Annotated in this window: 31 protein-coding genes and 6 tRNA genes; 34 read left to right on the top strand and 3 right to left on the bottom strand. The window is 55.4% G+C overall.

Annotation, left to right across the window (positions count from 1 at the left end):
- The first annotated feature begins 14 nt into the window (after positions 1 to 14).
- The 19 genes from O5O45_RS00440 (at position 15) to O5O45_RS00355 (ending at position 12,788) form a co-directional block, all read left to right on the top strand.
- Positions 15 to 470 (top strand): DUF2597 family protein, encoded by a 456-nt coding sequence (locus O5O45_RS00440; RefSeq protein WP_305903343.1) that lies wholly within the window; start codon positions 15 to 17, stop codon positions 468 to 470.
- 3 nt (positions 471 to 473) lie between these two features.
- Positions 474 to 710, top strand: coding sequence for a TraR/DksA C4-type zinc finger protein (locus tag O5O45_RS00435; RefSeq protein ID WP_305903342.1), 237 nt, complete (start codon positions 474 to 476; stop codon positions 708 to 710).
- The gene (locus O5O45_RS00430) at positions 707 to 1,300 is read left to right on the top strand and encodes a hypothetical protein (RefSeq protein WP_305903341.1); all 594 of its coding nucleotides are present in this window, start codon (positions 707 to 709) and stop codon (positions 1,298 to 1,300) included. The genes O5O45_RS00435 and O5O45_RS00430 overlap by 4 nt, the downstream gene beginning before the upstream one ends.
- A complete protein-coding gene (locus O5O45_RS00425; RefSeq protein WP_305903340.1) occupies positions 1,297 to 1,776 on the top strand; it encodes a hypothetical protein in 480 nt (159 codons plus the stop codon). Before O5O45_RS00430 ends, O5O45_RS00425 begins: the two co-directional genes overlap by 4 nt.
- A gap of 1 nt (position 1,777) precedes the next feature.
- Positions 1,778 to 1,984, top strand: a complete 207-nt coding sequence (locus O5O45_RS00420) for a phage holin (protein WP_305903339.1) — start codon at positions 1,778 to 1,780, stop codon at positions 1,982 to 1,984.
- Positions 1,974 to 2,252, top strand: coding sequence for a putative phage tail assembly chaperone (locus tag O5O45_RS00415; protein ID WP_305903338.1), 279 nt, complete (start codon positions 1,974 to 1,976; stop codon positions 2,250 to 2,252). The genes O5O45_RS00420 and O5O45_RS00415 overlap by 11 nt, the downstream gene beginning before the upstream one ends.
- Before the next feature lie 56 nt (positions 2,253 to 2,308).
- The gene (locus O5O45_RS31895) at positions 2,309 to 2,428 is read left to right on the top strand and encodes a DUF6890 family protein (protein ID WP_371747913.1); all 120 of its coding nucleotides are present in this window, start codon (positions 2,309 to 2,311) and stop codon (positions 2,426 to 2,428) included.
- A 7-nt stretch (positions 2,429 to 2,435) separates the two neighbouring features.
- Entirely contained in the window at positions 2,436 to 4,460 is a 2,025-nt protein-coding gene (locus O5O45_RS00410; protein ID WP_305903337.1) for a phage tail tape measure protein, read from the top strand.
- 3 nt (positions 4,461 to 4,463) lie between these two features.
- Entirely contained in the window at positions 4,464 to 4,781 is a 318-nt protein-coding gene (locus O5O45_RS00405; RefSeq protein WP_305903336.1) for a DUF2590 family protein, read from the top strand.
- Positions 4,778 to 5,947: a baseplate J/gp47 family protein gene (locus tag O5O45_RS00400; RefSeq protein ID WP_305903335.1), complete on the top strand. Its 1,170-nt coding sequence runs from the start codon at positions 4,778 to 4,780 to the stop codon at positions 5,945 to 5,947. Before O5O45_RS00405 ends, O5O45_RS00400 begins: the two co-directional genes overlap by 4 nt.
- Positions 5,944 to 6,540, top strand: coding sequence for a phage tail protein (locus O5O45_RS00395; protein ID WP_305903334.1), 597 nt, complete (start codon positions 5,944 to 5,946; stop codon positions 6,538 to 6,540). Before O5O45_RS00400 ends, O5O45_RS00395 begins: the two co-directional genes overlap by 4 nt.
- Before the next feature lie 13 nt (positions 6,541 to 6,553).
- Entirely contained in the window at positions 6,554 to 8,368 is a 1,815-nt protein-coding gene (locus tag O5O45_RS00390; protein WP_305903333.1) for a phage tail protein, read from the top strand.
- A gap of 16 nt (positions 8,369 to 8,384) precedes the next feature.
- On the top strand, positions 8,385 to 8,726 hold the full coding sequence (locus tag O5O45_RS00385; protein WP_305903332.1) for a phage tail assembly chaperone: 342 nt from the start codon (positions 8,385 to 8,387) through the stop codon (positions 8,724 to 8,726).
- Positions 8,726 to 9,628: a hypothetical protein gene (locus O5O45_RS00380; RefSeq protein ID WP_305903331.1), complete on the top strand. Its 903-nt coding sequence runs from the start codon at positions 8,726 to 8,728 to the stop codon at positions 9,626 to 9,628. Before O5O45_RS00385 ends, O5O45_RS00380 begins: the two co-directional genes overlap by 1 nt.
- The gene (locus O5O45_RS00375) at positions 9,625 to 10,146 is read left to right on the top strand and encodes a baseplate complex protein (protein WP_305903330.1); all 522 of its coding nucleotides are present in this window, start codon (positions 9,625 to 9,627) and stop codon (positions 10,144 to 10,146) included. The genes O5O45_RS00380 and O5O45_RS00375 overlap by 4 nt, the downstream gene beginning before the upstream one ends.
- On the top strand, positions 10,143 to 10,856 hold the full coding sequence (locus tag O5O45_RS00370) for a hypothetical protein (RefSeq protein ID WP_305903329.1): 714 nt from the start codon (positions 10,143 to 10,145) through the stop codon (positions 10,854 to 10,856). Before O5O45_RS00375 ends, O5O45_RS00370 begins: the two co-directional genes overlap by 4 nt.
- A complete protein-coding gene (locus O5O45_RS00365; protein WP_305903328.1) occupies positions 10,832 to 11,923 on the top strand; it encodes a hypothetical protein in 1,092 nt (363 codons plus the stop codon). Before O5O45_RS00370 ends, O5O45_RS00365 begins: the two co-directional genes overlap by 25 nt.
- Positions 11,924 to 12,222: 299 nt before the next feature.
- Complete coding sequence (locus O5O45_RS00360) at positions 12,223 to 12,447, top strand: DUF433 domain-containing protein (protein ID WP_305903327.1); 225 nt, start codon at positions 12,223 to 12,225, stop codon at positions 12,445 to 12,447.
- Entirely contained in the window at positions 12,447 to 12,788 is a 342-nt protein-coding gene (locus O5O45_RS00355; RefSeq protein WP_305903326.1) for a DUF5615 family PIN-like protein, read from the top strand. Before O5O45_RS00360 ends, O5O45_RS00355 begins: the two co-directional genes overlap by 1 nt.
- A gap of 395 nt (positions 12,789 to 13,183) precedes the next feature.
- Here O5O45_RS00355 and O5O45_RS00350 read toward each other — a convergent pair whose 3' ends face one another.
- Positions 13,184 to 13,483, bottom strand: coding sequence for a tyrosine-type recombinase/integrase (locus O5O45_RS00350; RefSeq protein ID WP_305903325.1), 300 nt, complete (start codon positions 13,481 to 13,483; stop codon positions 13,184 to 13,186).
- 243 nt (positions 13,484 to 13,726) lie between these two features.
- Between O5O45_RS00350 and O5O45_RS00345 the strand changes: the two genes are divergently transcribed.
- The 15 genes from O5O45_RS00345 to O5O45_RS00275 all read left to right on the top strand — a co-directional run bounded on the left by O5O45_RS00345 (position 13,727) and on the right by O5O45_RS00275 (position 19,553).
- Positions 13,727 to 14,035 (top strand): hypothetical protein, encoded by a 309-nt coding sequence (locus tag O5O45_RS00345; protein ID WP_305903324.1) that lies wholly within the window; start codon positions 13,727 to 13,729, stop codon positions 14,033 to 14,035.
- Between the two features lie 108 nt (positions 14,036 to 14,143).
- Positions 14,144 to 14,473, top strand: a complete 330-nt coding sequence (locus O5O45_RS00340) for a hypothetical protein (RefSeq protein ID WP_305903323.1) — start codon at positions 14,144 to 14,146, stop codon at positions 14,471 to 14,473.
- Positions 14,466 to 14,594 (top strand): hypothetical protein, encoded by a 129-nt coding sequence (locus tag O5O45_RS00335; protein WP_305903322.1) that lies wholly within the window; start codon positions 14,466 to 14,468, stop codon positions 14,592 to 14,594. Before O5O45_RS00340 ends, O5O45_RS00335 begins: the two co-directional genes overlap by 8 nt.
- A complete protein-coding gene (locus O5O45_RS00330; protein WP_305903321.1) occupies positions 14,587 to 15,297 on the top strand; it encodes an HNH endonuclease in 711 nt (236 codons plus the stop codon). Before O5O45_RS00335 ends, O5O45_RS00330 begins: the two co-directional genes overlap by 8 nt.
- Positions 15,298 to 15,368: 71 nt before the next feature.
- Positions 15,369 to 15,641, top strand: coding sequence for a hypothetical protein (locus O5O45_RS00325; RefSeq protein WP_216740512.1), 273 nt, complete (start codon positions 15,369 to 15,371; stop codon positions 15,639 to 15,641).
- A gap of 73 nt (positions 15,642 to 15,714) precedes the next feature.
- Complete coding sequence (locus tag O5O45_RS00320; RefSeq protein WP_305903320.1) at positions 15,715 to 16,002, top strand: hypothetical protein; 288 nt, start codon at positions 15,715 to 15,717, stop codon at positions 16,000 to 16,002.
- 881 nt (positions 16,003 to 16,883) lie between these two features.
- Positions 16,884 to 16,971, top strand: a tRNA-Ser gene (locus tag O5O45_RS00315).
- 27 nt (positions 16,972 to 16,998) lie between these two features.
- Positions 16,999 to 17,085: transfer RNA gene (locus tag O5O45_RS00310), tRNA-Ser, on the top strand.
- Between the two features lie 28 nt (positions 17,086 to 17,113).
- Positions 17,114 to 17,188: transfer RNA gene (locus O5O45_RS00305), tRNA-Asp, on the top strand.
- Positions 17,189 to 17,208: 20 nt separating this feature from the next.
- Entirely contained in the window at positions 17,209 to 17,427 is a 219-nt protein-coding gene (locus O5O45_RS00300) for a hypothetical protein (protein WP_305903319.1), read from the top strand.
- A gap of 8 nt (positions 17,428 to 17,435) precedes the next feature.
- Positions 17,436 to 17,522: transfer RNA gene (locus tag O5O45_RS00295), tRNA-Leu, on the top strand.
- Positions 17,523 to 17,568: 46 nt separating this feature from the next.
- Positions 17,569 to 17,644, top strand: a tRNA-Trp gene (locus tag O5O45_RS00290).
- Positions 17,645 to 17,789: 145 nt separating this feature from the next.
- Positions 17,790 to 17,864 (top strand) — tRNA-Gln (locus tag O5O45_RS00285).
- Positions 17,865 to 17,925: 61 nt separating this feature from the next.
- Positions 17,926 to 18,486: an HNH endonuclease gene (locus O5O45_RS00280; RefSeq protein ID WP_305903318.1), complete on the top strand. Its 561-nt coding sequence runs from the start codon at positions 17,926 to 17,928 to the stop codon at positions 18,484 to 18,486.
- A gap of 656 nt (positions 18,487 to 19,142) precedes the next feature.
- The gene (locus O5O45_RS00275) at positions 19,143 to 19,553 is read left to right on the top strand and encodes a hypothetical protein (RefSeq protein WP_305903317.1); all 411 of its coding nucleotides are present in this window, start codon (positions 19,143 to 19,145) and stop codon (positions 19,551 to 19,553) included.
- A 195-nt stretch (positions 19,554 to 19,748) separates the two neighbouring features.
- Here the strand turns inward: O5O45_RS00275 and O5O45_RS00270 are convergent, their stop codons facing one another.
- Positions 19,749 to 20,249, bottom strand: coding sequence for a barstar family protein (locus O5O45_RS00270; protein WP_305903316.1), 501 nt, complete (start codon positions 20,247 to 20,249; stop codon positions 19,749 to 19,751).
- A 58-nt stretch (positions 20,250 to 20,307) separates the two neighbouring features.
- Positions 20,308 to 20,862 carry a hypothetical protein gene (locus tag O5O45_RS00265; protein WP_305903315.1) on the bottom strand — a complete coding sequence of 185 codons (555 nt, stop codon included), beginning with the start codon at positions 20,860 to 20,862 and terminating at the stop codon, positions 20,308 to 20,310.
- Positions 20,863 to 20,964: the final 102 nt, after the last annotated feature.

The following is a 20,964-nucleotide window of genomic DNA, read 5'->3' as shown; positions in this document are numbered from 1 at the left end:
ACGGAGCAATAACCATGAGTCAAAAGCGCCTCTCCGGCAAAGACATAGACGTGATGATCGGCGACATGCTGGTGCATGTGGAGGAAGTCACCCTGAGCATTGAGGACGCCACGGCGGTGACCAAAACGCGCGGCATTCCTAACGGATACGTAGACGGCGAAGTCAGCGCGTCCGGCGATATCACGGTGGACACCACCAACCTGCAAACCATTTTAGACGCGGCCAAGGCCACCGGCAGCTTTCGCGCCCTGGAGCCGTTCGACCAGGTGTTTAACGGCGCGACCAGCGGCGGCGAACTGCGCATCGAGGCGTTCGGCTGCAAGTTAAGAATTTCGGATCTCTTGAACGCCAAAGCCAGCGGCGGCGAGCAGCTGACCCACAAACTGGCCTATGACGTGACGGACCCCGACTTTGTGCGCATTAACGGCGTGCCCTACGTGGACGCGTCGGAAACGGAAAAGCTGGTGTAAGCCATGGCGCGAGACATCTTAGACCAGGCCGCCGAACTGCAAGAAAAGCTCAACGCCTCGGCATTAGCCCGGCAGCTGGCCGGCTCCACCCTGGGCCAACCCAGCCGCGCTAAATGCCTCGACTGCGAGGACGCCATCCCGCCGCTACGTCAGCAGCTCGGCGGCGTCACCCGCTGCGTGGAATGCGAAGACTACTACCAACATGCGCAACGGCAACGACGCCAAAGGGGGCGCGGATGATGGCTATCAACTACGAACAACTGCGCGCGGCGGTGCGCAATCAGGGTTATCGGTTTTTTGAAAGCGGCGACTACAACCTAAATCTGGTGGGCGTCCGTTCCCAGGATCGCCACGCCAACACCTTTAACGATCTGCTGTGTGTGGCGTTCCAGATCCAAGGGCAAACCCACTGCTTTAGTTTCCCGGCGACCACGGACCCGGGCGTTTATTGGCGGGAGCATTTAGCCAACCCAGCCGGCGCGGCGATTGTGAAGCCTGGCCAGTATCCCGGCGTGTGGGAACTTGGCAAACACCAAGGGAAATATGAAGCCTTGGTGCAGCGCGGGCTGATTACCGTGTTTCGGGACAAGGACCGCAACGCCCAGCTAGACGCCCAGGGAGCCACCGAGACAGGTCACTTCGGTATTAATTGCCACCGCGCCACCGAAACGGGCCAAAGCCTTCGCGTAGATCGCTGGTCAGCGGGCTGTCAGGTGATCGCGGACAGCGCCGACTTTGATGTGCTGATGGCCTTATGTCGCAAGGCGGCGGGGCTATACGGCAATCGTTTCACATACACCCTGTTGGACGAAACCGAGGTGAGCCGATGAGCCTGTTAAGCAAAGTCGTGGACGTGATGACCGGCGGCCTGGCGGAGTCGGCTTACCAGGTGGTCAAAGACTACTTCCCACCAGACATGAGCGAGGCGCAGCGCGCTAATGTGCAGCTGGCGCTGCAAAACCTGGAACTGGAGAAAAAGCGTCAGGCGGAGCACGCGCGCCAGGCGGCGGAAAAGCAGTTAACCGAGCGCATCAAAGAACTGGAAGGCAGCGCCAAAGACTTGCTGCGCCTGCCCATCCTGGGGCCGCTCATGCTGTTTTTGCGGGGCTGTCAGCGCCCGGTCTGGGGCTTCGTCACCCTGTATCTGGATTGGATGTGGTTCAGCGCCTGGACCCTGAACGAACAACAACAAACCGCGCTGATCACCATCAACGTGCTGGTGCTGGGCTTTTTATTTGGCGAGCGGGCGGTGAAGAACGTCACCCCTCTGATCGTCAAAGCGGTTAAGGCTAAGCGAGGTGGTTAAGGTGCCGGAAAAGTCAGCCGTCGTAACCAACTATGCGGCCTCGGCGATCACCACCGTGGCCGGCCTGACGTTCAATCAATGGGTGGCGCTCGGCGGCCTGCTGATTGGCGTGGCCACCTTCGTGATGAACTGGTGTTACAAGCAAAAGCATTTAGAACTCGCCCGCAAACGGGCATTAGAAAACCAAGGGGAAAACCATGACCACTAAACAGATGATCGACCTCACCGTGCTGGACCAGGACTTTAGCTTTCAGGTGACGCGCGAGGCGTACAACAAGTACGTCAACGCGGTGACGCCTAACAACAAGATCGCCCCCAGCCATAACTTTCTGGTCGGGACCGTGGCCCAGGAGCAGCGCGACGCCCTGGTGAAACTGATCCGCGACACGCCCGGCGCGGAGGTGCAGCTGGCCGGCGCGGTGCTGGAGGAGTACACCCCGGACCTGGGCATCGTGGCAAAAAAGCGCAGCGCATAGCGGACCAGATCGCCGCCAACGGCTATGACCAGTTACGCGCCTACGCCGCCAAGTGGTTGTCCGCGCAGGAGCCCAACGAAGACGCCCTGGGACTCGCGTTATTTTTAGAGCGCGATTACTGGAGTAAACACGAAATCGCCGTGGCGAACGGCATCGCCAAAGCCTTAAAAGGGTAACGACTCAATGAGCAACAAACTCGAAAAGCTGATGTTCAGCGTGTCGCTGATTGATAAAGCGAGCGGCGTCGCCGGCAAGATCCAGCACAGCCTGGATAAGCTGACCCAGCACGCGACCCGGGGCTTTGTGCAGATGGCCGCCGGTGCAACCGGGTTACTGGGCGCGGGCGTCGCCCTGGAAAGCATGCTGGGGCCGGCCATCGAGATGGATCGCGCCTTGGGGGAAGTCAAAAGCCTGGGCGTGGCCAATGACGCCTTGCGCACCCTGGAGGAAACCGCCTTGCGCTTTTCCATCCGTTACGGCGAAGCCGCCGACGATTTTGTGCGCTCCAGTTACGACATTCAAAGCGCGATTGCGGGGCTAAGCGGTCGCGAGCTTGCGGCCTTCACCGAAGCCGGCGGCGTACTGGCCAAGGCCACCAAATCCGACAGCGCCACGATCACCAACTACATGGGCACCATGTACGGGGTGTTTCAGCGCACGGCGGAACAGATGGGCAAGGCGCAATGGGTGCAACGTCTGGCCGGCCAGACCGCCAGCGCGGTGCAGATGTTTAAAACCACCGGCGCGGAGATGGCGGCGGCTTTTGGCAATCTGGGCGCGGAAGCGCAAAGCCAGGGCGTGACCATGGCGGAACAAATGGCGGTTTTAGGCTCGCTGCAAGCGACCATGAGCGGGACCGAGGCCGGCACCAAATACAAGGCGTTTCTAGCCGGCGTCGGCAACGCCCAGAAAGCCCTGGGCCTGGCGTTCACCGACAGCCAAGGCCGCCTGTTGCCCATGGTGGAGATCCTGACCCGTATTCAAGGCAAGTTCGGCGACATCGACACGGTGGCCAAAGCGGATCTGCTTAAAACGGCCTTTGGCTCCACGGAAGCGGTGGGCCTGGTCAAGCTGCTGATGCAGAACACCCAAGGTCTGGCCGGCGCCATTGACCAGCTGGGCGCGCAGACCGGTATGGACAAAGCGCGGACCATGGCCGAGGCCATGATAGATCCCTGGCAGCGTTGGGCGGCGGGCGTGAATGCAGTCAAGGTCAGCCTGGGGCGCGCGTTCCTGCCTTTGCTGCAACCGCTGTTAGATCGGTTGACCGCCGGCGCGGACACCCTGACGCGCTGGACCCGCTTGTTTCCGAACCTGACCCGTTTGGTGGCGATCGCCACCTTAACCGTGATCGGTTTAGTGGCGGCGGCCTCCGCCTTCGCCCTGGTCGCCGGCGTCGCCCAGCTGGTCCTGGCGGGCTGGCATGCGGTGCTTTTGCTGGGAGCTGGGGCGATGCGCGCCTGGTCGCTGGCGGTCAGCGCCGGACGTGCGGCGGTGTTCCTGTTGCAGATAGGAACCTATCTGGCGGCGGGCGCCTTTAGCGCCATGCGGGCGGCATTACTGACTGGCGCGGCGGCGACCTGGGCGTTTTCCACCGCACTGCTGGCCAACCCCATTACCTGGATCGTGTTGGGCGTGGTGGCGCTGATCGCGGCCCTGGCCGCCCTGGTGATCTATTGGGACGAAGTCAGCGCGGCGGTCTCCGCCGCCCTGGGCTGGATCGTGGAAAAGTGGACCGGCTTACGCGGGATCATCGAGGACAACGCCTTTTTAAGCGCGGTATTCGCCCCCCTGTTGGCGGCGGCGGATCTGGCGGGATGGGTGATTGATTCCTTTGGAAAGATCCCGGATTGGTGGGCGCAGTTTACCGACTGGCTGGCGCAGCTGGACCCGTTCGCGGTGATCGGCGCCGGGGTGGATTGGCTGATAGACAAGATCAACGCCATTCCCGGGATCGACCTCGGCGACGGCGGCGAGATCCAGCTATCGGAAAAAGTGCGCCAGGAGCGCGAAAACATCCAACGCTTTGCGCCGGCCCTGGACGAAGGCCGAGTGAACCAAACGCCGCCGGGTGGCTTTCTGCAGCAAGTCAGCAATGCGAATACGACTAATAACCGGGGCGTCACGGTGGAGAAACTGGAGGTGAACGCCAACGGGCCGGTAAACGGCTTCATGCTGGCGGACGAACTGAGCATGGCGGCGGGGTAATGCATGGCGGACTTTATCGATCTTTTTATCGTTAACAACGATATCAGCCTGGACGCCATCGGCGTGCCGCAGGAAATCAGCGGGCGCGCGTCCATCGCCCAGGATATCAAACACATGATCCGCGACAGCGGTCTGCTGGTGGAGCTGATCGGCGAGCGCAACCCGGAAAAAGTGGCGTTGAACCTGAGCCGCATCGAAACCCGGGTGGAGAACGACGCCCGCATTACGCCTGGCACGGCCAAGGTTACGCGCACGGATCTGGAAACGGTTTATATCACCGCCAAAACCCTGAAATACGGACACATCGAGTTTTATCTATGAACGATCACCACGCGGACTTTGCGCGCCTGGTCAAAGAGGCGGGCATTCCGACCACCGAGGCGGAACTAAGAACCGTCTGGGAAAACGAAGTCGCCGCCCAAGGCGTGGCGTTCAACAACAACAGCGAGTATTCGCCCTGGTGGCGCATCGTGTCGGCGCTGGTGACCAAGCCCGTGCTATGGCTGGTGGATCTGCTGATTACTGGTGTGCTGCCGCAAATGTTCGTGAAGACCGCCAGCGGCTCCGCCCTGGATCTGCTGGCCTGGGGCGTGGCGGTGGAGCGCAAGCAGGCGGCCAAGGCGCGCGGGCGCGTGCAGTTCACTCGGGGCGATTTGTCGGGCGAGTTGGAAATCGCGGCGGGAACCTGGATTCAAAGCGCGAGCATTAACGGGCGCATCTATCGTCTACAGACCACCCGAGCGCAACGCTTTAAAGACGGCGAAGCCCACTTGCTGGTGGAAGTGGAAGCGGCGGACACGGGCAGCGGTTACAACCTGGCGGCGGGCTATTACGCGGTGACGCCGAACCCCATCCCCGGGGTGATGGTCACCAATCTGGACAACTGGCTGTTGCATCCAGGCGCGGATCGCGAGACCGACGACGCCTTGCGCCTGCGGGTGCGCAACCAGTTCAGCGCGGTGAACCAATGGCACACCGACGCGGTGTATACGGCGATCATCGCCAGTTTCGACGGCGTCAGCGTGGACAACGTGTTTTTTGAGCATGAAGCGCCGCGCGGTCCCGGCACGGCCAACGCCTTTATCTTGTTTGAAACCGGCACGCCCGACGCGGCCTTTTTGGCGCGCATCCAGGCGCGGATCTCTGACGAGGGCAACCACGGCCACGGCGATGATCTGCAAGTGTTCGCCATGCCGGAAACCCTGCACGACGTCAGCGCGGATCTGTGGGCGGTCAGTCATCTGGACGCCGCCGCGCGGGAGCAGTTAAGGCTGGCGGTGACGCAGTTTATCCGGGCCGCGTTTCGGGAGAATCAGGACTACCAGCCGACGCGGACCTTTCCGTTTAGCCGGTTTTCCTTCAGCCGCCTGGCGCAGGAGCTACACACGGCGTTTCCGGCGCTGGCGTCCATTGATTTTAAAACGAGCGATATCACCAGCCAGATGGACATTCCCCGGTTGAAGTCGCTGACGGTGACCCTGCCATGATCGAGATTAAATTGCCGTTTTGGCTGGGCGGGGAGCAGCTGGCCAAGCTGGCCCGCGCCGCCCGCCGTTACTGGGAGCGGGTGGAACACTGGCTGCGCTGGCCGCTGCGTCAGACCGACGCGGAAACCTGCGCCCTGGGCGTGCTGGATCTGCTCGCCTGGCAGCGCAATATCGCGCGCTTTACCGGCGAACCGGAAAGCCTCTATCGGCTGCGGGTGAAGTACGCCTACGCCAACGCGGTGGACGCCGGCAGCGTCGCCGGCTTCAAACGTATTCTGCAACGGCTGGGGGTGGGCTATGTGGAGATCGAGGAACGCGCCCCGGGGCGGGACTGGGACGTCATCACCCTGCGCCTGTCCGACGGTCAGCTGAGCGCCAACCCGGAGCTATTGCGGATCATCCTGCAAATGTACGGGCGCACCTGTCGCCGTTACGAATTTGAACTGATTACCCCGGTCACCCTCGCCGTGTCCGTCGGGACGTTCGACTGGGACCAGCACACCCTGACGGCGACCTTGCCTAACAGCCTGCGCCTGACCTTACGTCTGGCGGAGCCTCACCACGATTCACAACTGTTCGTCGCACGACTTTAAAGGAGTTTTTACCATGCCTGTGATCACCCTCGCCGGGGAACGGCTGATCGCCCAGAAACAAGCGGCGGGCGCGCCGCTGACCATCGACGCCTTTGTCTTGGCGAATGTGCCGGGGCTGGACCCCGCCGCGCCCATCGACCGACACGAAGGCTTGCCGGAAGACAGCCGCCAGGTGTTTTCTGGCGGCGTCACCCAAGTGGGTTACGTCAACCCTAACCTGGTGGTGTATTCGCTGAGCCTGGACAGCACCCAGGGCGACTTTGCGTTTAACTGGATCGGCCTGGTGTCCACTACTGACGATAACGCGGTGGTGGCCATCGCCCATGTGCCGCTGCAACAGAAGCGAAAAACCCAGGGCAGCGTCACCGGCAACAATATCACCCGCAACTTTATGCTGGAGTTCAACGGCGCGCAGTCGCTGACGGACATAACAGTGAGCGCCGACACCTGGCAAATTGATTTCACCGCCCGCCTGCTGGGCATCGACGAACGCGAGCGCCTGAGCAATCAGGATCTCTACGGCCCGGCGGCGTTTATACAGAACGGCTTCAAGCTGGTGAAATCAGGCTCTCGTTTCGAATTACAGCCTGGCGTCGGCTATGTGGGCGGCGTGCGCATCGAGCAGACGGAACCGCTGTTTATCACGGTCCCGCATTCCCCCGCCAGCGTATGGGTGGACGCCGCCCTGGTGGGCGACGTGAGCGGCGTCGAGCCGCGCTTTCAGGTGATCGTCGCGGATCAGGTCGAAGGCGGCCCCGACGCCCACGGCGTGCGCCATTACGTGGCGAAGCTGGCGGACATTGCCCAGGACGGCGCCGTGACGGATCGCCGCACCACGTCGGCGGCGGCGATTCAGGCGGCGCTGGAGGCGCACCAGGCGACGCCTGACCCGCACCCGCAATACCTGCGCCAGACGCAATACAGCGACCTCAAATCCGGGCGCAAGAACCTGTTGATCAACCCCTTTTGCGCCGTGTGGCAAACCGGCCCCCAGGTGCTGGCCCCAACCCAGGGAACCTACCTGGCGGACGGCTGGAAGCTGCACCGGCTGAGTGAATTCAACGGCCAGTTCAACGCCCATCTGCTTGACGACAAAATCGGCCTGGCGCTGACCTGCACCGCCACGGCGTCATCGCGGGCGCTGGTGAGCGTGGCCCAGTTCATCGAGGCCACGACCTTGCAGCCGCTGACCTACCTTAACAAGGCCGACAAAGTGAGCCTGGTGTTTAAAATCCGCTTCAGCGCCAATTACCGGGGCAAGCTGGCCCTGGCGGCGCACAACCACGACACCAGTATTTTGCTGGGCTGGAAGGCGGTGGAGGTGGCCGGCGACGCGTCGTTTCCTTACCAGGAGGCGGAAATCGCCTTTGAATTCGGCGACTGGCATCTGGACCCGGAAAGGACCGGCGCGGGGCTGATTGTCTCAGTGCATTTTGAGGACGCGTCGGATTACGGCTTCAGCGCCGCAATCAATCACCAGCTGCGCCTGCATGCGTTGCAATTGGAGCAAGGCCACCGCTCCACCGACTTCGAACCGATTTCATTGCATGAAGCCCTGGCGCAATGCCAACGCTATTACCGCGCGCTGACGATTCCCTACTTGCAAGGATGGACCACCGACAAGGAGCGCTTCACGGTGGGTAGCCTATGGTATCCCACCATGCGCGTGTCGCCGGCGGTCAGTTTGTTGGACCTGTCTTACGACGGCGGCGACTGGGCGCAGGCGGAAGGGATCTCCGATAAAAATTGTTATATCACGATGCAGCCTAACGGCAGCGGACACACTGCGATCAGACATGGCCGAGCCATTTTGGACGCCCGCTTTTAAGGAGTCAGTCACGAAGATGAAACGCTATATAGAAAACCAGTTTGGCGAGTTTATATGTCAGGCCACCACCTATCCGCGCCGCCATCGCCGCCAGATCCTGGCCGAGGTGGACGCGGGCGAGGCGACGCTGATTCCCTTCGATCATGACGCGGCGGCGCTGGCCGCCAAAATGAGCGCGGAACGCGCCTGGCGCGACGCCGAACTGAAACGGGCGGACATTGAATTATTCAAAGTGGAGGACCGCGACAGCGACGGCCAGGCGCAGCGCTGGCGGGCGTATCGCTGCGCCCTGCGCGATTATCCCCAGCAGACGGACTTTCCGCAGTGCATGCGGCCCAGTGCGCCGGATCGTTCCTGATGCGTTGGCGACTGACCGCGTTCAACGCGTCAAACATCGAGGCGCAAGCCGTCGCCCTGGCGGCGCCGATCCTGGCTGGCGCGGACGCGTCCCTGGCCCAGGCTAGCGCCCGGGTGCAAGGCGTGTCTTTATCCTATGCGTGCAACCCTTTGGCGGCGCAGGCGAGCGAAGCGGCGGCAGCGCGGGACGCTTACCTGGCGCTTATGCGCTATGAAGGCCAGACCCTATGCGTGCATCCGTTTCAGGAAGGCGTGGGCGATGGCAGCGGGCTTTATCGTTACCTGTCCGCGCCCAATGCGGCGGCGCGCCTGGCGGCGAAACTGACTGACGCCCAGGACGCAGGCCGACCCCGTGGCCTGCTGGACGCGGTGGCCGTGTTGATCGTGGCGCGGGATCTGGCGGGCTTCGCCGAACGCTTGGCGGCCTTCAATGCGGTATTCCCCACGCCGGAACTGCAACTGGCGCAGCGGCGGGCGGCGCAGCTGGCCACCCTGGAGCAGGAAAAATTCATCCTGCCGGATGCGCCCCTGACGCCACCCTGGACGGCGCGCGATGGTATCCAAGTTCACCACCTGGCGCAGCACGGGCGCGCGGTCGGGGCACAGCTGGCGACGGCGCAGGGTTACGCGTCGGAAACACCAAGCCCGATAGCGGAGTTACAAGCCGTAATCGCGCGTAAGCGCCAACGCTTAAAAGAACTGCAAAGCCACTACGACCAGTTAAAAGGCCAGCTGACTGGTCAGGCGGGGTATGCGCTTTACGCCCAGGGCGATGCGTCGGCAGTGGCGGCGCAACTACAAGCGCCCGGCGCGCCGGGGCATGAATACGTGCTGACGGCGGGGGCGTTGTTCGTCGCCGGAACGGGTCAGCTCACCTTTTTAAAAGAGACTTTCGGATTATGAGACTGAACGACTTTACCGTCCCCGGGACCGAATTAACGGTGACGGGGAATCTGCGCATCGAGACGGAGGACCTGGGCGGCCAGACCAGCGGCACGGATCGCGCCAACAAGGGCATCAAGCCGAAAACGCTGACCGTGTCCCTGCTGATCCTGAAGAAGCACTCCGGCGACTTAACCGACTTGGTGAAAGTGGCGGAAGCGGAGGACGGCGCCGGCAAGCTGCGCGTTTACGACATTGTGGAAGATACGGCGCGCGCGATGAACGTGCGCCAGGTGCAATTCACGGGGGCGTTTGTGTGCAAGGATCTGTCCCCCAGCCAGGCCTGGCGCGTCAGTTTCACGCTGGCGGAATATCTGAGCGTGGCGGAGAAGACCGAACAGCGGCGCGACCTGAGCCAGACGGAGGCGCAACAGGCCCCCGGGGAAACCATCACCGCCCAGGAGGAGACGCCCGCCGAAGGTGAAACCCTGACCGGCTTTGAAACCTTTCTGAGCAAGGTGGACAAGGCGCTGGCATGAAGCTGCATAAATCCCTGAGCGTTGGCGGTATCCCGCTTAAATTGGTGTCTGAAGACGTTCGCCTGGCGTTGTTCAGTCCTGGGCGGGCCGTGTTTACCGTGCAGGCGAGCGCGCCCTTGTCAGGTGTAGTCCAGTTCGCCCTGGGCTATGACCCCAACGCCTTACAGCGCTTTTTTATCGGTTACGTGGAAAGCTGCACGCCCTTGGATAACCAACAACAGCGGGTTTTCTGTCGGGAGCTGACCGCTACCTTGAACCGACGCTTACCGCTCAATCTGCGCCACGTCACGCTAAATGAAACCCTGGCGGCGATCAGCCAGGACACCGGGCTAATTTTCGTGATGCCCCCGGAACCCTACGCGACCACCAAGGCGCCGGCGTTTTACTCCTGGGGCGGCGGTTACCACTGCATGGACGCCTTGGCGGAGGTGTACGCCATCCCGCAGATGATCTGGCAACAGCAAGGCGACGGCGCGGTCTACGTGGGCGGGTGGGCGCATAGTTACTGGGCGGCGCGGCCCGTGGAGATCCCGACGAATTTATTAAACGGCTTCGGCTTGACCAACCGCGCCCGCCTGCCGGCGACGCCCAAGCTGCGCCCGGGCGTCTGGCTGAACCAAACCCATTACGTCACCCAGGTATGCCTGGCCGACAACCATATGAATCTGACTTGGAGCGCTGCGCCGTGGACGAAGAGATTAAAAAGATAGTGTTACGACTGTTCCCGGAGCTGAGTGGGAATTTGCACTTGCCGCGCTTGGCCAAGGTGGTGGCGATCAGCGACCCATTACAAAAGCCGGAACTCTGCGACCGCTTCCGGCCCCGCTACGCCGTAGACATGCGCGTATTGACGCCCCAGGGCGAGGAAGACCCAGAACTTCCCCTTTATCGTTGCGTGCCGTTGCCGGCGTCTTATGGCGGTATTGAGCGCGGGCAATATGGATTCCCGGAGCCTGGGACCATCGTAGAGGTGGCGTTCGCCTACGGCTTGCCGGATCAGCCCTTCATCCGCACGGTATTGGGACAGGGCATAGGTGCGCCTAGTATCCAGCCCGGTGACTTGGTGTGGCAACAATCCGAAGCGGTGCGCCAGCGCGTGAACGCCAAAGGCGACTGGCTGCGGGAAACCCATGGAGACATAACCGACACAAGCGCCCGCCGGCGCGTGGACGCCCTGGACAACCAGGAGCGTTACCAGGACAGCCTGACCGAAGTCAGCGAACACAGCGCGGAGCACATCGGCGGCGTGAAGACCGTGGAAGCTCTGGGCGCGTTAAAACTGCTGAGCGGCGGCCACGCCAACCTGTCGGCGGCGGATAACCTGAACCTGACCACTGCCGCCAACCTTAACCAGGCGGTTGCACGAAGCCGACACGCGTCGATCCAAGGCGACGACCAAGCTACCGTGGGCGGCTCGCGTTCAGCAACGATCAGCGGCAACGACACGCAAACCAGCGCCAACAAAACCATAAACGTTCAGGGAAGCCATACCGACATCGCCAGTGCGGCCAGACAGATTCAAGCGCAAGTTATCCAACTAAAGGCCCGCGCCGCCGTGACCATCCAAGCGCCAGCCATCGCCATGGGCGGCGGGGGTGTGGACGTGTTGCAAGTGATTGCGGACCTAATCGGGGTGGTTCAGGAGTTGGCGGCCACGACGGCGAGCCATACCCACGGAGGCGGAGGAAGCGGGACGCCATCAAGCAGTGGGAGCCATAGCAGCCAGGCGAGCCGCGCGGGCGCATTGAAAGGTCAGATTAGCGGGCTTATGCCGTAAACGTGATACTACAAAGGGGCCTAGTTGGCCCCTTATATAGTGTTAATAATTAAACCATTCGAATTTTTACTTCTTCAGCTTGCAGCAAGACAGATCCAGGCGCGACTCACGGCCTAAAGCAGTCTGCTATAGGGCTAGCGTTTGGGAAGGAGCAAGAGGGGCGCCGGACACTTAACGATGTAGAAACCCCTCAGTTCCGCTAGGCTAGGAGGATTAAACCGCTTCGTAACCACTAAACTAGATAATAGACACCAGTTTCCCACAAACTTATTATGGGTCAGTAACAAACAGGAGGGCATATGTCCAAAGATTACTTGCACTACATTGAAACAAAGCCTGACGTGATGGTTGGCAAGCCTTGTATTAAAGGGACACGGATAACGGTCGAAGCAATTCTGGAAATGCTTGCTTGCGGCATGAGTCATTCTGAAATTATTTCTGATTTTCCTTCCCTTAACGAAGCCAAGATCAGAGCGGCGCTTATGTATGCGGCACACCATATTGCAAGAGGGAGCGCTGCATAGTGTTGTTAATCGATGAGAACTTGTCTTACAAGCTTGCCGCTCGGCTGGCTGGTGATTTTCCGGGAACAATTGCAGTCGCTAAGGCTCCGAGTTTAGGGGAAGGCACGCAAGACCCTGTCGTCTGGGAGTATGCAAAAACGAACAACCTCGTTCTCGTCACAAAGGATAAAGACTTTGTGGACTACTGGAAGCGCTTTGGTCCTCCCCCCAAGGTCATCCGCTTAGAGATAGGGAATAGTAGATTAAGTAATGTCGAGCAGATGATCATAAATAACAAGAACAAGATACTGCACTTTATTAGTAGTTCCAATGATGGGCTGTTAATGCTAAAGGGCTTTTAGAAACAGCCCCCCTACTTTGACCGGCTCCCCACATGCGCGGAGGTTGTCATAGCCACCGATATAGCTTTTCACTACGTGCAGATAGAGTCCATGGATGGATTTGTACTTACTCTATCCACGTATCCCACTTTTATTGAGACCAAGCCTACCCCTTAGTGTAAATGTGCCGACGTTTGTTCGTGTGACCCGCTTGTTTGTATCTGGACATACGAACACGGAGCAGGCCCTCTTTCTTCATAGAAAAATTCACTCCTCCCCACGCCTGCGCGGTTTGAGTAAATGCCGAGTTTGTGAAGTTGGGGTTAGGCTCTCAGCCTCACTGGAAACTGGTTCTGGAAAGATCGCGATTTCAATTATTGAATGATTTGGAATCAAGTCGTAGTTGCTAATCTAGCTTAACCTGTATTGATTCGGTCCAGGGGACTCTCCGTTCCCGCGTAGTGATTTCCCAAGACGTGTGTGTAGATTTGAGTTGTACTGACATCATTGTGTCCCAGTAATTCTTGAACCGTCCTAATGTCAGTTCCCGCTGCCAGAAGATGAGTCGCGAAAGAATGGCGAAAATAGGTCTTCTCGGTCCGGATACTGTATCCCCGAAGACAGATTTCTCTGCGAACGGATTCTAAAAAAGGACTGTCCATATACTCACTCTCCCTGTGATCTTTATGCTGTATAAAAATACAGCATATTGGCAAGGAGTCAAGAAAGTCGCACGCTTTGCTGTACCGGATGGCTCGGTTTTTCGATGATATAGTTCTGAAAAATGTTTCGATTCAATAACTTGGAATCTGGCTTGTTGTGATAACGAGCCCCCCAAGAAAGTGTATATGCGCACGCACGGTTTCTCTAAAATGAGATAGGTTTACTTTTCGGGTTTTTACACTGGAATCAGTGAGCTGGAGGGGGTATCTTCGAAGTCTTGAAATTGAAAAACGCGCATGCGCGATATACAAATGTTAGGCGTACAAATGAACCCAAGTATATTTGTTTCACAGCTAATTAATCCAATGGAAGATATGGATTTATCTAGTTACTCCTATAAAGAAGTAATACTTGCAGCTCTTACTTGGCCTACTGACGGCTGGGCACCGCAAGCTTTAGACTGGATAGAAAAGGGAGTGCAACTAGATTCAGAGATAGTGCTGGCATTAGAATTATTTAGCTCTAATAAATGTAATTCGCAAAAGAATCGTCATCGAGCCTTTGCACTAGCTAAAAGTTGGTTACGTGATAATGCAAACACCTAACAAGTTGCTCAAATACATTCCGGCCACAACAAACGTGGCCTCCATGGGACAGCCTACACTGCGTTTCGGCTGCCCCTTAGCAAAACGTTAAGCAGACAAGAGAAGGCCATGGAAGACAAAGTAGAGCTTGGGGATTACTCAAAGATATTAGCTTTGCAGGAATATATAAATTCCCGGCTTCGTGACACCTATGAATCCAATAAGGATAAAGGGCGTGAGAACTTGTCGAAGTTTCTTGTCGATTTTGTTGAGGCTCTTGTGGATGAGTTAAATGCAAATGGGCACAGCTTTGGTCGCTGCGACTATTCCGGTGATGTGAATTTCGAGAATAGCGAGCAGCAGTATAGTGATGGTGAGGAAATGGGGTGCGGGGTTCTTCTCCATTTCCACGGCTTCGCAGTAAAGGCTAGCTGGGAAGGTCGAGACAAGTATGCTTAACAAGGCCATAAAATTCGTTACGGCCACGAAAGGCGTGGCCTCCACCGGACTGCCTACGCGTTGCTTCGGCAGCCGTTTATGGTGGCGTTATGCGATCAAAGTGGATCTGCTAAATGAGTAAAAAATATAAAGGTAAAATTTGCGCCTACTGTTGCGAAAACGAGTCGACAAAGACTGGCGATCATATTTTTGCTCGCGAATTCTTTCTAAACGGCGAAAGAAATAATTTGCCCAAAGTACCAGCATGCGAGCGATGCAATAATGAGAAATCTAATCTGGAACATTATTTAACTGCTGTGCTTCCATTTGGAGGGAGTCACGGCGATGCAGAAGAAAACCTAAGAACACTTCTGCCTCCACGATTGGAGAAAAATCAAAGATTAAGAAATGAAATTCTAAATGGGTCTGTTTTCGGGGCATCAGAAGAAACACTAGAAGCAATTCCTCTTGATGGTCAGGCATTTGTGGATTTCTTTACTAAAGCTTCCAAGGGTTTGTCGTTGTATCATTGGGGTGACTATATCGACCCAGAAACATTTGCCTATAGTACATGTTTAACATCAACGGGTGTTGAGCTAATTGAGGAGCGTATTTTCAGCCTTAATGCTGGAAAGCTAATTGAAAATGAAATTGGCGCTAGAACTATTTCTTATAGGGGAGTTCAAGCAGTGGATAATAGCCAAATTAGCTTTTGGCTGTTTACCATATACGGTGGTCTTAAAGTTGCAGATGCGGGAACACTATCCAATACAATATGTACAATTACTGCTCCAAATAAGATCAAGGATGCTATTCTTGGTGTTTTTAATGAGGCAAGCGCATAACAATCGCTTCAAAATGACGCTTGGCGGCGCATTTTAAGCGGGCGTTATGTATTTATAGGTTGAGGAAGTCCATGGATAGAAACCTTATTAAGTGCAACTCTATCGAATATCGAAAAGGCTATATCGAAGTTCTAGCGGGTATTCATGATGAATGTGTGAATCTAGAAGTATGGAATATACACCCCGAAGTTGATATTACGTCGCTTGATCTAGGTGATGAATCTCTTCCTGAAGGTGCGGTAACCTCTAATACAGAAATCGAACTTAGCCTTGAAAATGCTGAGTTACTAATTAGCCAGCTAACTCAGGCTGTAAATAAAGTCCGCGCCAAAAACAATACATAACAATTTGGTGAAGTACACTCCGGTTGCTATCGCCACCTACGCGGGACAGCCAAAGTGTTAGGTATTAATCAGTATGCATAGCCAACAGATTCAAGAATTGATTGATGCTGTAAGGAAAGAGTTTGGAGAAATTCATTACTTTGGATCATCCAAAGAAGAGAGACACGGAGTTGGATTCACGATTTCCGATGTCAAAGCTACGTTTTCTATCTCTACATTGGGTGGTGACCTAAAGAACAGTTACGATATTCAGGTAGAAGGTATACCCGCTGGTGAGTATATTTTTACTAATGAAGTTTCACTGGATGATTTTTTGAATCTCGTGAAGATATTTAGAGGTCCTGAGAGTGAGTGGCCATGAATACACCTAAAAAGTCAAACCAGCAAGGGCCCTTCGGGCCGGGACGCGCTTACGCCCCCCCCTATTCAGTCACAAAGCCTGATTAGATACCCTCCTTGTCCAGCAGCTTTAATACTTTGAAATAATCTATGGAAATAAGGCTTTCCCTAAGGAGGATGAAAGCGTCATAACAAACAATTTTATATAAGAAATGACGATTTATTGGGCTAAGGTCGAATCTGCACGGTATCAAGTACTGCGGGTGTTTAATTTTTTTCACGCATAATCCAGCTCGTTTTACTCGCGATGCAAATCTAGCTTTGCTATTTCAACCTGTTGGACCTTTTGAGAAATAGACAACTTCGGAAATGCGAATAATTATTCGATTTTTCGAATTAACGACTCCACCAATCCTAACCACCTTCTTTTGTGGTAGATCAGAAGAAGCAATATTCCCCTTTAAAAACAACGGAATTAAAAAGTTGGCACGCGTAGTGCTTATTCAAGAATAACTAGATAAACAACTCTATTGCAGATACAGCGAAGCATTTCATGATCAAGCATTTCAGTGAACAGTCGGGACACAAGCTTAGCCAGCCTATACAGGGCAGCTTCGTGGACAACCTGCTGCTTAGTGGCTGGCAATGCGATTATTTACGCAGTTGGATCGCAATTAACAGCAAGCCAAAAGGCAAAGCCTCCCCCTAGTGACTTAGTCACGTTCAGAGGGAAGCCAAAACCTCTGGACCCCTCCCCTTATCAAGGAATAGGAATCCAGCGGGTTAGCGCTCACTGGGTTTTTGATGTGTTTTATCTGTGGACACAATGTGGACACTTTGGCTTTTTAAATCCTTTTTAAAGCGGCCAACAGAATATATAACTTATTGTTTTTATTGAGTTTAGGTAGGCTGGCCGAATGGTAAGGCAGCGAGTTGCTAACTCGTCGAACCCGAAGGGGTTCTGCAGGTTCGAGTCCTGCGCCTACCGCCACCTTTTAGACACAGGAAGTCGTAAAACGGAGAGTTGCCAGAAGGGTAATGGAGCAGTCTTGAAAACTGTGGCTTGGAAACAGGCATGGGGGTTCGAATCCCTCACTCTCCGCCAGATATTTTGACGATGAAAAAACGAACACGGCCTGTTGGTCCAATGGCGAAGACGCCGGGTTGTCTCCCCGGAAACAAGAGTTCAATTCTCTTACAGGCCGCCATTTATAGCGAGGTAACAAGCGTGTACAGCAATCAATTGGCGGAGAGTTTCGCCGCCAACCAGGCGGCTTACCTCAAACAAAGACTGGACCGTCGCCTGGGCCATAACCGAACTCAAATTCGGATCAACCAGAATGACCTGATCGTCGTTCTGGAAAGAAGCGACCTAACCCGCATCGCCGCCGGGGATATCCCCACACGCATTGGGGAGTTGCGCGTAAAGGCGAAGCTGACTGGCTAAAGAGTCACGCGTTCGTGATGGAAATGGCAGACATACTTGGCTTAGAACCAGGCGCCTTGATCGGCATGCGAGTTCGAGTCTCGCCGAACGCACCACATTTACTAGCGATTTAAGAAGCACTTATCGCTTAAAACGTATTACAGCCCGGTAGCTTAACTGGCAGAGCAGCGGCTTCCAAACCCGCCAGGTGATGGTTCGAATCCGTCCCGGGTTGCCACTTTGATTAACGAAATAGATTAGACAGAGGAAAAGGTCATGGAAAACGAGTTCGACGAACGGGTCGTCGTCCCCAGCAACAATTAGAAACCGTCATTCTTCCGGGCGATGCCGCCTCAAGGATGACCTCAATTTACCCTCACCCCTGCCCCGTAGCTTAATTGGTAAAGCACCGGACTTTGACTCCGGGAACCCTGGTTCGAATCCAGGCGGGGCGGCCAATTTCAACCAGATAAACCTAAAAATATTTTGCAAATGTAGACAGATAGAAGAGATGTAGTCATGAGCGCCCCTCGCATACTTAGATTGGACAAAACCGGCCAACCCATGCAGTGGATGAGCCAGGAAGAAGCGGCCACGCTGATCTGCAACGACCGCGTACTCTGGAGCGCCGGCGATAACGTCATTGTTTTGCGAGGCGGAACAGGACGTGACGGACAGCGGTCCACCCTTGAAATTCCAACCATCATCGCTTCCGAAGGTCGCGACAAACACGTGATGGAAACGCCACCGCTGACCAACAAATACCTGTTCCGGCGGGATGACAGCACCTGCATGTACTGTGGATTGACGTTCCCTTATGAACTGCTCAGTCGCGATCACATCATGCCGGTGTCCCGGGGTGGTAGGGATATCTGGAAAAACGTCGTTTGCGCCTGCATCCGGTGCAACAACTTCAAAAGAGACCGCACCCCGGAAGAAGCCGGTATGCCTCTATTAGCAGTGCCATTCGTACCCAGCCGGTACGAATACCTGTATCTGGCCAACAGAAACATTCTGGGAGACCAGATGGAGTTTCTACGTAAAGGCTTCAGCCGCCACCTGTTGGCGAGAATAGCCTGAACCACCTCACCCTTAGCGGCCTTCGGGTCGCTTTTTTTATTCAAATAGAAACTTCCACAGCAACAAAATAGGCGGGTCTGTTAAATTGAATAGTAGAAAGGGATGTATGGTCCCTATTTTTCCCTTTCGATACATAAACGTCGAGAAAAAACCATAAGTCAATCAGTCCTGCCACTGTTGAATATGACTATATCGAGCCCACCTACGAATGCACATATTCATACGTACGTTTCTTCGTGAGTGAGGCAGCTCGAATTTCCGAGACTTTTACACTGGAATCAGTGGGCTGAAGAAGGTATCTTCGAGGTCTTAAAATTGGAAAGCGCGCATACGCAATATACAAAGGTTGCTCGCTGCTGACAGTCGCTAGATTCAGAATGTCACGGAACCACAACTCTGAAGTTTAATTGAACCCGATAGCCAAGAATCCGCTTATTTTGGAGCCGATGGCTTAACCTCCTTAGCCAAGTCGGGACACAGCTATTTCGCAAACAGCAAAAAAGGGAAGAAAAATGCCGTCACACACCCAACACACCTTAATTACATGGATTCCCAACTCCGTCGACGGAGCCCGAGAAGCAAAAAACTTAAACCGACTCTACAGTAACTTTTCTGTACTCCGACCACCCCAAACCCTGGGCGCGTTGGATCAGTTCATGAGTGTTATCTTAGTTGGTCATCGAAGTGAACTTTTACACCAGCCTATCATTCATAGCTTGCTTAGTGTTTTTTCCGGCGAACAGAATTTGGCTAGAGTTGGTGCTGGTGGCTGCAACTGGCTGGTCCTGGCGGTCTGCGATGGTGGAGTAGGCAAGTTTCATGGAACTTTACAAAGCGAGAACGAGATTCTATCCCCGGCGCGACAACTGGCTGATCGCTTGAATATAAAGGTTTCATCTACAGTGCGCCCACTCCTCTTCGACGAAGTTGGCCAAGGTAAAGCGTTTGCTTTGGCTCATGGCGAGATCCTAATCCGCTCAAACCCTGATCATAATCCCCTATGGTACGACTTCGAACCCAACAAGGTTTTAGTTGACGAGCTAGCGAACATGTTTAGCAGGATCTAAAGTTCGTACACGACAATGGGACTAAGGAAAACCCAAGACGTCCATCGATGAATGACAGTGATCTGCTTCTGTTGGGCAATAAGCAGACGTTGAGTGCACAAAGACTTCCCGATCACAATGTTCTAATCTAATACTCAGTGAGCAGGATCAAACATCTGCTATCGGGCACTATGCCGTCATATCACGATGGCGTACTCAGTCGTAAACTCTCAACGTCACGCCCATATCCGAAAACATCTCTTCCAGCTCACTAAAGAAAGTACGATCCGGCAACTCTACCGCATCAAATACGCCCCACTCCTGAAGCTGTTCGATCGACTCATCCTGCTCACACATTTTCAGCCTCCGCTCAAGGTTCATCCGGACCCAAGCGAGCTTCCCCAGGGCGCATTCAATATCGGGCGCGGTGGTAATATGTATTGTGAAGGGCGGCGCAACGCCAAAGCCGCCGAACAGACAGTCATGCAAGGAGTCCAGGCAGGCGCCAAAGTATCCGTTTTCACCATTCAAAGCCTCCCCTAAAGAAAGGTAGAAGCTCGGAATATCAGTGATGTAACGGCCGTCAAGAAAGACCTCTCGTCCCTTTCTATCCGCCGCCCGCAGGTTACCCTGCCGACAATAGTCTTCCCGGTTTTTGTGTATCTGCCGATATTTCTGATGATGGTCCCAATCCGCCCATACCGGTTTTTTGCTCAACGCTCATTCTCCCAAGGTAATACGTTAGTCCACAGCTTTAATAGGAAGGCCTGTGCGCCTAGCTCTGCGGCGCCAGGGTCGCAGTCAGCGCCGCAATTTGCTGTTGCAGCATTTCCAGACGGTTGTTGAGTCGCGATACTTCATTTTCGTTCGGTGTGGTTCCGGCCAGCAGCTGCGCCAGATTCTGATCGATGCGATGCTGTTCCTTCCGCAGTTCATCAATTCTATCGAGAATCATTCTTTGCGAGCTGTACAGTTTTAGCCTGTCATCGCGCTCCTGCAGCGCAGCTTTGTGCTGTTTAAGCGTGTCTTCCAGAGCTTTGTTTTGCGCTCGCAATTCGGCTACTTCCGTATGCAAAGAGGTGTTTTCCGAGTTGGCGCTCAGCAACATATTCCGCTCCACCAGCGTCATAGAGTACTTGCGCTCAAGCTCCCGGTAGATTTCCGCGTTGGTCACTTCCGATGTACGGTTCTGCAATTGATGCTCCAGTTCCGCATTTTTAAGCTGTAAGGGATGAATAATCAGGTGCAGGTTAAGCGAATAAACCAAAGCGCCGCAGGCGGCGGCGAGCGCAAGGGTCAGAGTGACTGACTGCTTTCCATGCTCGAGCATAGCGTCTCCTTTGAGAATTAAAATATAACCCACTACTGCCATACTGCGAGTCGGCGTAGATTACTCCATGTCCCTCCCGCAACCAAGCTAATCGCCATCATT

Origin of the sequence: Hahella sp. HNIBRBA332, from assembly GCF_030719035.1 — a bacterium.
Lineage (GTDB): Bacteria > Pseudomonadota > Gammaproteobacteria > Pseudomonadales > Oleiphilaceae > Hahella.
The sequence above is the reverse complement of the archived record's forward strand: the minus strand, read 5'-3'. Positions and strand labels throughout refer to the sequence as shown.